This is a genomic window from Haladaptatus sp., assembly GCF_049589095.1.
Classification (GTDB): domain Archaea; phylum Halobacteriota; class Halobacteria; order Halobacteriales; family Haladaptataceae; genus Haladaptatus.
Genome location: NZ_JBAWAC010000197.1, coordinates 1 through 2,340, shown reverse-complemented (window position 1 = coordinate 2,340; position 2,340 = coordinate 1). Strand labels below are relative to the sequence as shown.

The following is a 2,340-nucleotide window of genomic DNA, read 5'->3' as shown; positions in this document are numbered from 1 at the left end:
GCGCTGGAGGACAGGTCTCGCTCGGCATCTTCGCCGACAGCGACATGGGCTCGCCCGCCATCAACGAGCGACTGTTCGACATCGTGTCCGAACGGTTCTTCAAGGCGTTGGCGCTGGAAGAGGACTAGGACATTCGACCGTTCGTCTCCGTATCATCCGTCCGTGAGCTGATTCGAGCGGTTGACGACGGACATGAGGACGATACCGGTCTCGATTTCGAGGGAACTTTCGGAAGCAGTCCCCACCTTACCTCGCTCGCCAGCCGCTGATTTCACCGGCGTGGGCGATGTGGGCGAGAAAATACAGAATCAGGGCGGCCCACATCCCAACCACGAAGCTATCGATTACTGCAATCGGGATTTCGACTGTGAGCAGCGTTCCCCAAGCGACGACGAAGAAGAGGATGATTGCCGATATTCGCCCGGTGACGCCGATGTCCCGAAACCACTGCCCGAACCGTTTGCCGAGCGCTGTGGCTCTAGCGGGGCCGAGGCCAATCCCGGTCAGGACGAATCCGACGGCGACCCACGCCCACGAAATCGTATCGAAAACGGACGGATCGGCCGCCAAAGAGAAACTGATCAGGGTCGTGGGAAGTATCTCCCCCCACGTCGGCGGGCGGTCGGGGAACCAGTCGGAAACCGTGCGGACCATGTTACTCGAATATTCTCAGTAAATCAACTAATTTCTTTCTCCGCCACCTCGTTCCGTCCCTCTCACGCGTCCGTTTCGATCCAACGACTTCGACGAAGTCCCGCGATGAGCGTCCGCCGTTCCGTCAACGCGAAGCCGACCGCGATGACGACGAATCCGACGACGGTGTGGACGGTGATGGTCTCGCCGACGATCACCCAACTCGCGATGGCGGTGACGACCGGGACCACGTAGGAGACGAGTGCGGTCCGGACAGCGCCGATGCGGTCGATGAGTTCAAAGTACGCCGAATACGCCCCGGCGGTGGCGATCAGCCCCAGATAGAGGACCGAGAGCAGGAGCGTCGAACTCCACCCCGTCGAGACGTGCTCTCCGAGACCCACGCTCACGAGGTGGAGGAAGAGACCGCCGAACAGGAGGCCCCAACTGGTGGTCACGAGCGTCGGAAGCGTCGTCTCGAACCGCCGCGTGAGGACGGTTCCGGAACCGAGACTGGCCGCGCCGCAGAGGACGATCCACGGACCGAGTCCCGCCGCCGAGAGGAGCATGTCGGGGCTCGGTTCCGCGACGACTGCGACGCCGACGATACCGAGGACGATGCCGAACACCGAGACGACGGATAGCCGCTCGCTCGGCAACAGCAGCCACGCGAACAGCGACGCCAGTATCGGGTTGAGCGCGAATATCACGGCGGCGACGGGGCCGGGGGTCGATTGCTGGCCGAGGAAGAGGAAGGCGTTCGCTCCGGCGGCAACGAACAACCCGGCGGCACCGATGGTCAGCCAGTCACCCGTCAGTTTCGGCCGCCAGTCGTCGTATCGGTAGACGACGGCCGGAAGGAGGATGACCGACGCGATATCGAGGCGACTCGCGGCGAAGAACACCGGCGGGAGGTTGTGCAGACCGACGGAGATGGCGACGTAGGAACCGCCCCACGCCAACGCGACGTAGGCGAACAGCGCGGCGACGAAACGGGAGTTTCTCACGTCCGTTCCGACACGGGGGACGGATAAAGCGATGTTGACGGGAGCGAGGTTGGCCGGTAGGGTAACCTCGGAAAAAAGCGAGGCTGGTCGGTAGGGTAACCTCGGAGACGGGAGTTCGTTGAAAAAATACGACAGCCCGTGGAGTGCCGTCGTGATGTGTATCGCTGCGATCAGTCGTCGGGGTGTTTCAGTTGGACGCTACGCTCATCGAGTTCGTCCTCCCGCACGGGTTGGACGTTCGTCATCGCGTCACGGTTTCGGTTCTTCCGGGACGCGATTCGTTCCGCCCGTCGCCGTTGAAGCCCGTGCAGGACTACCTCCATCCCTTCGGCTTTCGTGATGTCGTCAGAACGTGCGTTCTGACTGCTAACCAGAAGCCTTTGGCTTCTGGTGACGACGACCACCGCGTAGCGTTCGTCGTTCGGACGCATGCTCGCCGCGCCGTGAGTGGGATGGCGTTGTGTGGACATGGTTACCTTCTGAGTTACCCGCTGTGTTCTATCGCACGATACGGAGAAGGTTACTCCCGTCCCCTGTAAAAGAATTGAGGCCCTACTGTTCGCGCTCGTGAAGTTCTCAGGGGCTGAGACGGTGGTTCGTGGTTGGTCCGGCCGACTCGAAATCGCGGTCGAAAACAGGGAGTTGTCGGTATCGAATCCAGAACGTCGAGGGACGACGCTCACTCGTTCCGACGGGAGTA

General features: G+C 61.8%; 3 protein-coding genes. All 3 read right to left on the bottom strand.

Annotated elements, in window-relative coordinates; genetic code table 11:
* Positions 1–246: 246 nt before the first annotated feature.
* Positions 247–654 (bottom strand): hypothetical protein, encoded by a 408-nt coding sequence (locus tag WBV42_RS06580; protein WP_423985318.1) that lies wholly within the window; start codon positions 652–654, stop codon positions 247–249.
* Positions 655–716: 62 nt separating this feature from the next.
* Positions 717–1,640 (bottom strand): DMT family transporter, encoded by a 924-nt coding sequence (locus tag WBV42_RS06575; RefSeq protein ID WP_423985317.1) that lies wholly within the window; start codon positions 1,638–1,640, stop codon positions 717–719.
* Positions 1,641–1,810: 170 nt separating this feature from the next.
* On the bottom strand, positions 1,811–2,110 hold the full coding sequence (locus tag WBV42_RS06570) for a hypothetical protein (RefSeq protein WP_423985316.1): 300 nt from the start codon (positions 2,108–2,110) through the stop codon (positions 1,811–1,813).
* Positions 2,111–2,340 lie beyond the last annotated feature (230 nt).

What these genes read in the sequence shown, in the direction of transcription:
- WBV42_RS06580 (WP_423985318.1), bottom strand. Translation starts at nt 654, where the DNA reads ATGGTCCGCACGGTTTCCGACTGGTTCCCCGACCGCCCGCCGACGTGG.
- WBV42_RS06570 (WP_423985316.1), bottom strand. Translation starts at nt 2,110, where the DNA reads ATGTCCACACAACGCCATCCCACTCACGGCGCGGCGAGCATGCGTCCG.